This is a genomic window from Streptomyces sp. NPDC001750 (assembly GCF_042892615.1).
In the GTDB taxonomy this organism is placed as follows: Bacteria; Actinomycetota; Actinomycetes; order Streptomycetales; family Streptomycetaceae; genus Streptomyces.
In genome coordinates, this window is record NZ_JBIAUE010000028.1 from 78450 (window position 1) to 86823 (window position 8374).

The window sequence follows — 8374 nt, forward strand, 5'->3', positions numbered from 1 at the left end:
GCCCCCGCCCCCCCCCGCCGCCCCCCCCCCCCCCCCGCGACCGGCTGAACGCGGAGTTGGCACTGGACGGCCAGGCCCGGCGCAGGATCGGTGTGCGCTACCGTGCCGAGCGTGCCGGGATCCGGGCACTGCTGGAGCCCGGCACGGCGGCATCGCCTGCACAGTCCGCGCTGGCGGCACGGTCCCATGCCATCCTCCCCTCGGTCGAACGCCTGCGCGCCGAGGCCCGCGCGGGACGGCTCACCCGGCCCCTGCCCGTGCTGGCGAGCACGTTTCTGCACATGCACGCGAACCGGGTGCTGCGGTCCGGCGCCCGGCCCGCTCCTACGTGTCCGACGATGCGCGCTCGGCCGGCCAACGGCTCCCTCCTGTCCGGGGACGGGCAGGAGGGAGTGCGCGGAGGCCGCCGCGGGTCAGGTGGGCAGGCCGCCCGAGGCTCGGAGGAGCTCGCGGACGAGCTCCTCCGCCCGAGGCCATTCGCCGTAGCCGGAGGCAGGGTTGAGGTGTCCGACGGGGCCGAGGACCACGAGGCGGCTCCCCCATGCCCGCGCGAGACCGGCGACGCGATCGGCATCGGCCAGGGGGTCGTTCGTGCTGGCCGCGACGATGCTGGGGAAGGGCAGGGGTGTTCGCGGTGTTGGCGTCCAGCCGTTTTCGCGCAAGGCTTCCGGACTTGGGTACCCCTCCGGCAGCAGGGTGTCGAAGTCCGGCGGCGCAGCCAACAGCGCCCCCTTGATCGAACGCTGGTGTCGTTGCGCCCAGTGCACGGTGCTCATCACCCCGGCGCTGTGGGCGACCAGCACAACCGGGCCGGAGACGTTCGACAGCACCTCGTCCAAGGCCGCGACCTGAGCGTCGCAGCTCAGCCTGTCCGTCTCCAGCGGAGGAACCGTGCGGGTGTTTTCGATCTTGTCGCCGAGGATGGTCTGCCAGTGGCCCGGCACGTGATCACGTAGTCCGGGGACGATCACGACCGTCGGCGATGCGGTGAGGCTCATGACTGCAACGCCGGGGTCTTGAGGGCGAGGTCCGGGATCAGCCCCAGGCGGCGCAGATCTCTTTCGTAGAAGGACTTGCCGATGACGAAAGCCGCGCCGCCCGCGAGCGAGACGAGCGGGACCAACCGCAGGGCGCCGAGCAGACCGACATGGTCCGCGAGTACGCCTGTCACTGCGGGCCCCGGGGCAAGCCCGAGGAGGCTGTTGGCCAGGGTGAGCGTGGCCATGGCCGTCGCCGCGATGGCGGCAGGGGTCAGATTCGCCACCATGGCGGCCGCCGGGCCGGAGGTACCGGCGGCCACCAGGGTCCCGGCGGCGATCAGCACGAGCTGCAGCGGGCCGGCCGGCAGGTGGAATCCGGTCATCAGCAGCACGAGCGACCCGAGACTGCAGGCGATCGCGACGGTCCACTTCCGGCTCCCGGCCCGTCGGCTGAGGCGGTCCGCGACGACCCCGCACAGGATCATGCCGGTGCCGCTGATCAGCGCAAAGACACCGGCAACCAGGCCGGCCTCCGCGGAGGTCATGGAGTAGTAGCGGTTGAGGAAGCTGGGCATCCAGGCCAGCAGGGCCATCGCGATGAACAACTGCATTCCGCTGCCGATGTAGGCGCAGACGACGGAGACCGAGGAGAACAGCCGCGGGAGCAGGGTCCGGATGGAGGCGTGTCGACCGGGCATGCTGCCGTGCTTGCCGGAGGCCGACCCGAGCCTCTTCTCGGTGACCACGAGGCCGTAGAGCACGGTCAGGACCAGGCCGAAGATCCCCATGACTCCGAACGCCCAGCGCCAGCCGTATGCCTGGGCCAGGACACCGCCGGCCGACACGGCCAGCACAGAACCGAACGACCCTCCCGCCATGAACGCGCCGGCGAGCGTGGCCCGCAGACGGATGGGGAAGACGCTGAGGACCACGGCGATACCGACGCTGCCGTAGGCCGCCTCTCCGACGCCCACGATGAATCGGCCCAGGAACATCTGGCCGTAGCCGGCGGAGACGGCGCAGCCCAGGGTCGCCAGGCTCCACACCAGTGCGGCGATGACCAGGCTCTTGACCCTGCCCCAGCGGTCCGCCAGCAGCGACAGAGGAAAGGCGAGCACACCGACCATCAGGGCCACGACGCCGCTGAGCGACCCCAACTGGGCGTCGGAGAGCAGCCATTGCGCCTTCAGCAGGGGAAAGACCACGTTGAGGACCTGACGCGACATGTAGTCGGACAGCAGGAGCCCGAAACTCAGGGCGAACACCAGCCAGGCGTAGCTGCGGGGTACGGCTGGTTCGGCGGGACACGTGTCCGGCACCGTCGTGCCGGTCGTGTGCAGTCCCATGGGCGTTACCTTTCCGTCGCTGCTCAGGGATCAGAAGGGTCTGTCGCCGACGATTCCGGCACGCTCCATCTTGCGGACGGCGGGCCAGTAGTCCTGGACGGCGTAGTGCTGTGTGGAGCGGTTGTCCCAGATGGCGACGCTGTTCTTCTGCCAGCGCCAGCGCACCTGGTACTCGGGGACGGCCGCCTGGCTGATCAGGTAGGTCAGCAGGTTGCCGGCTCCGGGGGCGTAGTCCTGGCCGAAGCGGACGTTCTCGGGCGTGTGGTAGTTGACGAAGTGCGTGGTGAAGGCGTTGACGAAGAGGATCTTCTCGGCGGTCGCCGGGTGGGTACGGACCACCGGGTGTTCCGGGTCCGGGAACCGGGCCTTCAGCTGGTGGCGCCGCTCCGTTGGCATGCAGGCGCCGAAGGTCGCCTCGATGCTGTGCCGTGCGCGCAGGCCGGCGATCTGTGCCTTGATGTGCTCGGGCAGCCTGCGGAAGGCCTCGGCCATGTTGACCCAGATCGTGTCACCGCCCACCTCGGGCGTCTCCACGCAGCGCAGCACCGCTCCCATGGGAGGGCATTCACGCCAGGTCGCGTCGCAGTGGAGCGCGTTTTCGTAGTGCTCGGGTTTGCTGTTCAGATCCTTGTAGATGCGGACCAGCCCCGGGTGGTCCGGATCGCTGCCGAGCACCGGGTGGTTCTCCAACGGGCCGAGGCGGGAGGCGAAGGCGACGTGCTCGGCGCGGGTGATGTCCTGGTCGCGCAGGAACAGGACCTTGTACTGCAGGAGCAGATTCTCGATCTCGGCGAACAGGTCGTCGTCGCGGCCGGCGTCGCCGAGGTTCACGCCGACGAGCTCGGCGCCGATGGTGCAGGTCAGCGGCTCAACCCTGATCGAGGTGCGAAGGACACCCGGGCGCACCAGCGCGGGCGTGTGTTCCCTCGGGCGGACGGTCTGGGACATGTGCTCACTCCTGGGTTGACGTGCGGGGCACGACGTTCAGAGGACGAAGACGGAAGATCCCGTGGTCCGTCCGGCTTCCAGATCGCGGTGTGCCTGTACCGCGTCCTGGAGGGCGTAGCGCTGGTTGATCTCGATCGTGATGCGGCCGGACGAGACGTGTCCGAACAGTTCGCCCGCCAGGGCATCCCGTTCGGCGGGTTCGGCGATGTAGTCGGCCAGCGCGGGCCTGGTGACGAACAGCGAGCCATGGATGGCCAGTTGCATGGCGTCGAGCGGTGGGACACCGGAGGCGGTTCCGAAGCACACCAACAGGCCGCGGCGCCGCAGCGAGGCCATGGATTCGGCGACGGTATCCCTTCCGATGCTGTCGAAGACGACCGGAACGCCCTTGCCGTCGGTCAGCTCGCGCACCCGCTCGGCCACGTTCTGGCGCCGGTAGTAGATGATGTGATCGCAGCCATGGGCCCGGGCGATCCGGGCTTTCTCCTCGCTGGAGACCGTGCCGATCACGGTGAGGCCGAGCAGCTTCGCCCATTGGGAGAAGATCAGGCCGACGCCGCCGGCCGCTGCGTGAAGCAGCACAGTGTCGCCGGACTTCAGTGGGTGGATTCGGCGCAACAGGTAGGCCGCGGTGAGTCCTCGCATGGTCATCGCGGCGGCGGTCTCGCAGCTGATCTCCTCCGGCAGCTTCATCAGCGAGTCCGCGGGCATGACCCGCTCGGTGCTGTAAGCGCCCAGCGGGCTGCCGGTGTAGGTCACCCGGTCGCCCTCGGCGACGTGACGTACGCCGTCTCCCACGGCCTCGATCACACCGGAAGCCTCGACGCCGAGGCCTGCGGGCAGCGGGGCCGGGTACAGGCCGGTGCGGAAGTAGGTGTCGGCGAAGTTGAGTCCGACGGCGACGTGCCGGATCCGTACCTCGCCCGGGCCCGGGTCGCCGACGGTGGACTCCTCCCACCGCAGGACGTCAGGGCCGCCGGTTTCGTGGAAGCGAATGGCGTGTGCCATGAGAGTTGCTCCGTTTGCTCGTGTGTGACATGGGCGGTTGCGGGCCTCCTGAGGCCGGCTGAGGCGGATGCCTTGTCGCCCCGCGACCGCCGCTCGTGGACCGGGTCAGCGCTTGACGTCGCGCAGCATGGGGCCGCGCCGACCGGGGCGGCGGTTGGGCACCATGCCGAGGTGGGCCAGGGTCTCGTCGGCGTCCGAGTACCACTCGCCGATCTTGTAGATCTTCTTCGCCTCCGGTCCGGTGGCGATCTCCCGGCCGAGCACGTCGGCGATCCGGACCATCTGTTCGACCTGCTCCACGGAGGACATCCGCTCGCCCTTGTGGCGCCACAGGTTGTCCTCGTTGCCTACGCGCACGTGCGTGCCCAGTGCGATACCGATGGCGTTCATCGGTGCCACCGCGCGCATGGATGCCTCGATGGTGAGCACGGCGCCGTCCGGGACGCGGCGGATGAACTCGATCAGGTCGGCCGGGTGCCGGCCGGCGAACCCGCCGCCGATGGCGACGTAGTTGAGCACCAGCGGCCCGTTGTAGATGCCCTTGCGGATCAGCCGTTCCACGGTCTCCAACTGCGCCATGTCGGCGAGCTGGAAGTGCGGCTGGATGTTATTGGCACGCAGGCGCTCGAGGTGCTCGAGGTAGAACTCCGGTCCGGCCTCGACCACCATGTCCCGGTAGGCCTTGTAATACGTCGGCTTGGCGATCGAGGTGCCCTCGATGTCCTCGTCGTCGAAGAGCTCGACGATGTTCATCTGGTTGGTGTTGATCGCGATCGTCACCTGGTCCGGACGGGGGGTGATCTCGGCCAGCATGTGGCGGGTGTCGTAGCTGAGCCACTTGGCGTCGGCACCCTCGTCCTCGGGGGCGAACGAGATCGACCCGCCGATCTGCAGGACCATGTCGGGCACGGCCTCGCGCAGCCGGGCCATCAGCTCGTTGAACATGGACATGCGCTTGGATCCGTGACCGTTCGGCTCGCGCACGTGGATGTGCAGAACCGTGTGCGGTGCGACGTGGGTGGCGATGGTCGCCTCGGTCGGGCCGTACGCGTTGGCGACCTGGTGCCGGTCGATCCAGTAGCCGAAGCGGGCCGGGGCCAGCGCCTCGCCGCCGACTACGAGCAGCCGCAGCTCGGGCAGCGTCACCTCCGGTAAGGCCGCGAGCATGGTCGGGGTCATCGTGGCGACCGAGACTTGTTCCGCAGCGAGCCACCGGACCAGTCCGATCCCGGGGACCCGCTGACGGCCGTGGGGAACGCACAGGGTTCCGCCGATGGTCAGGGCCAGCAGAGTCTCCCAGAGCACGACGTCGACCGAGGCCGCGGCCAGCTGCGCGATCCGGTCCTCCGCCGTGATCTGGTACAGATCGGCGAAGGCGGTGATCCGGTGGGCCAATCCGCTGTGCGGGAGCACCACGGGTTTCGGTGCGCCCGTCGACCCGGAGGTGTGCAGGATGCATGCGGTCCGGCCGCCAGCGGCCGCGGCGTACTTCGCGTGGGGTCCGGGCAGGTGAACCGCTCCCGCTGCGGGGAAGGTGATGGCCGGCTTGTCGTGAGGCCACCAGCTCGGGGTCGCCCCGCCGCTGTGGACCAGGAGGTCCGCGCTGTCGGCCAGCAGGCGCAGCCGAGCCGGCGGGTGGTCGAGGTTGACCGGCACTGCCACCGCCGCGGCCCGCCAGATGCCCAGCAGGCATCCCACCCAGTCGGCGCCCGGCGCCAAGCCGATCGCGACCCGCAGTTCTCCGCCGCCACGCGCGGCGGCCGAGACGATGGCGGCCACACGACCCGCCCGTTCCCACAGCTCCCCGTAGGTCACCCTCTCGTCCCCCGAGCGCACAGCGCAGACGTGGGCCCGGGCCTGAACCTGCCCGGCGATCGCGGGCAGCACGGAGCCTGCCGTAGGGCCGAGCGGCGCTTCGGCGCGCGCCTGGTCGCCTTCCGCGGCCGATGATGTGGACATCAGCTCACCTCCTTCCTGGTCTGCTTGCCGGGCCGCGTTCAGGCCGCGTTCCCCTGGGCCGCGGCGAGGAACTGCTGGTTGAGCACCGGGTCCGTGGCGAACCGGCCTCCGGTGTGCAGCGTGGTGGTGCGGGCGGCCTCCATCCGCACGCCGCGCATGCTCATGCACAGGTGCACCCCGCGTACGGCGACGGCGACGTCCTTACGTCCGATCACGCCGGTGAGGTACTCGGCGAATTGCTCGGTGAGGCGCTCCTGGACCTGGAGACGCCCCGCGAAGTGCGCCGCGATGCGCCCGAACTTCGACAGGCCCACCACCTCGCCCTCGGGTACGTATCCGGCGGTGACCTGGAGGTTCATGGGCAGCATGTGGTGCTCACAGAGCGACCACACACTCATGCCGCCCACGATGACCAGCTGATCGCTCAGCTGGGACTCGGCGAAGCAGGTGGTCATTGCGGTGTCGTCCGAGGATAGGAAGGCGCTCCACCAGGCCGCGACGCGGTCCGGGGTGCCGATCAGGCCTTCGCGGGCGGGGTCTTCACCCAGCTCGAGCAAGAGCTGGGCGATCAGGCCTGCGACCCGGTCGGTGTCGATGGCCGCGGTGGACCGGACGGTCACGGGGATGGCGCTCAGGTCCGGCTCGGAGTTGGCGACGGGGCTCGTCATGGGCTTCTCTCGCTTCCAGGGGCTGGGGATCGGAGGGTGCAGGGCGGGAGGTCAGCGGCCTCGCGCGTCCGCGAAGGCGAGCACGTGCAGCCGGGTGGTGAAGTGCCAGCGGCGGGCAGCGACCGCGTCCGCGAGGACCCGGGTCGTCGCCGTGATCGCGTCCGCGGCGGTGCCCTCGGGCATCACCCACACCGGTGCCAGCCGGTGGGCGTCGGCCAGCTCGGCGATGCGGTCGAGGTCCGCCACCGAGGAGGCGACGAACTTGAACGCCGCCCGCCCGGACGCCACGAACGCCTCCAGCGCGGCGGGCACCACGCTCTTGGCCTCGTCCATGCCGAAGCTGGCGATCTTGGTCGAGACATTGAAATGGACACCGGCGACCACCAGCTCAGGCAGCGGCGCGAGGGTGCCGTTCGTCTCGAACTCCACCCGCTTCCCGGCAGCCAGTAGCTGTTGGACGAGGGGAACCAGGCGAGTCTGCTGGACCAGCGGTTCCCCGCCGGTGATCACGATCAGCTCCACCGGCGAGGACGTGGCCCAGGCCACCAGGTCGGCCACCGTCCGCTGCGTCGACTCCTTGCGCGGGTCGAACTGGTCCCAGTCCCAGGTGTACTTCGTGTCGCACTTCGTGCAGCTCAGGTTGCACCGGGACAGGCGGATGAACAGGGCGGGGTGCCCGCAACTCGGGCCCTCGCCCTGGAAGGTCGGCACCTCGACGCCGAAACACTCCGCGACGATCAACCGGAACGCGGCGTCACTTGCCGCCAGGTCGATGTTGACCGGCTCAGAGGTGGTCACTGCGCCTCCACATCGAAGCGGGCCCAGCTGCTCGTCGTCTCGCGGACGAGGACGGCGATCAGGCGGCCGTGGATCTTCGGCTGGAGGTTCTGGATGAACCAGCCGGCCAGGAACTGGGCCAGGCGCTCCGAGGTCGGCTCGAAGGAGAGGATCTCGTGCAGGTTGCGGTGGTCCAGCTCGGTGTCCAGGAACTCCTTGAACGGGGCGAGTGCGCCGAAGTCCGTAACGAAGCCGGGCTCCTCCAGGGCGGGAGCGGTCAGGATGACCTCGACCTCGTAGCTGTGCCCGTGCTGGCGGGCACACTTGTGCTCGGACGGGAGTCCGGCAAGCCGGTGGCCGGCCTCGAAGCCGAACCTCTTGCCGATGGTAAAGGCCCCGGGCAGCAGCGGAACGGAACTGAGATCCATGATCTTCCTTCGTGAGTTGAGAACGAGGCGGCTCTGACCGCCGGGGGATTCACTTAGGAGTCGGCCATCGGGCCCGAGCACCGGTGGACCGTTCGCTCGCACGTTGTGCCGCGGCGAGACCGGTCACCGTCACCCGACGAGTACACCCAACACAGGCGCCAAGAACTAGTACTGCAACGGTGCTTGCCGTGACTGATGGCCAGGTCATGGGCTGTGTCCGCGCCGTTTGTAGTGACTGATGCGGGCCTGGTGTTGTCGTC

General features: G+C 69.4%; 8 protein-coding genes and 1 pseudogene. 1 reads left to right on the plus strand and 8 read right to left on the minus strand.

Annotated elements, in window-relative coordinates:
• Positions 1 to 56: 56 nt before the first annotated feature.
• A pseudogene (locus tag ACFYY6_RS31740) lies at positions 57 to 296 on the plus strand (hypothetical protein); the annotation flags it as partial.
• Between the two features lie 117 nt (positions 297 to 413).
• Here the strand turns inward: ACFYY6_RS31740 and ACFYY6_RS31745 are convergent.
• The 8 genes from ACFYY6_RS31745 to ACFYY6_RS31780 all read right to left on the minus strand — a co-directional run bounded on the left by ACFYY6_RS31745 (position 414) and on the right by ACFYY6_RS31780 (position 8114).
• Complete coding sequence (locus ACFYY6_RS31745) at positions 414 to 998, minus strand: RBBP9/YdeN family alpha/beta hydrolase (RefSeq protein ID WP_386609100.1); 585 nt, start codon at positions 996 to 998, stop codon at positions 414 to 416.
• Positions 995 to 2326: an MFS transporter gene (locus ACFYY6_RS31750; RefSeq protein WP_351630571.1), complete on the minus strand. Its 1332-nt coding sequence runs from the start codon at positions 2324 to 2326 to the stop codon at positions 995 to 997. The genes ACFYY6_RS31745 and ACFYY6_RS31750 overlap by 4 nt, the downstream gene beginning before the upstream one ends.
• Before the next feature lie 30 nt (positions 2327 to 2356).
• Complete coding sequence (locus tag ACFYY6_RS31755) at positions 2357 to 3274, minus strand: TauD/TfdA family dioxygenase (protein WP_351522532.1); 918 nt, start codon at positions 3272 to 3274, stop codon at positions 2357 to 2359.
• Between the two features lie 36 nt (positions 3275 to 3310).
• Positions 3311 to 4282 (minus strand): quinone oxidoreductase, encoded by a 972-nt coding sequence (locus tag ACFYY6_RS31760; RefSeq protein WP_351522530.1) that lies wholly within the window; start codon positions 4280 to 4282, stop codon positions 3311 to 3313.
• A gap of 105 nt (positions 4283 to 4387) precedes the next feature.
• Entirely contained in the window at positions 4388 to 6241 is a 1854-nt protein-coding gene (locus tag ACFYY6_RS31765) for a 3-keto-5-aminohexanoate cleavage protein (protein WP_389196842.1), read from the minus strand.
• Between the two features lie 38 nt (positions 6242 to 6279).
• Entirely contained in the window at positions 6280 to 6909 is a 630-nt protein-coding gene (folE, locus tag ACFYY6_RS31770; protein ID WP_389196843.1) for a GTP cyclohydrolase I, read from the minus strand.
• Between the two features lie 51 nt (positions 6910 to 6960).
• A complete protein-coding gene (locus ACFYY6_RS31775) occupies positions 6961 to 7707 on the minus strand; it encodes a 7-carboxy-7-deazaguanine synthase QueE (RefSeq protein WP_389196845.1) in 747 nt (248 codons plus the stop codon).
• The gene (locus ACFYY6_RS31780) at positions 7704 to 8114 is read right to left on the minus strand and encodes a 6-pyruvoyl tetrahydropterin synthase family protein (protein WP_389196847.1); all 411 of its coding nucleotides are present in this window, start codon (positions 8112 to 8114) and stop codon (positions 7704 to 7706) included. The genes ACFYY6_RS31775 and ACFYY6_RS31780 overlap by 4 nt, the downstream gene beginning before the upstream one ends.
• Positions 8115 to 8374: the final 260 nt, after the last annotated feature.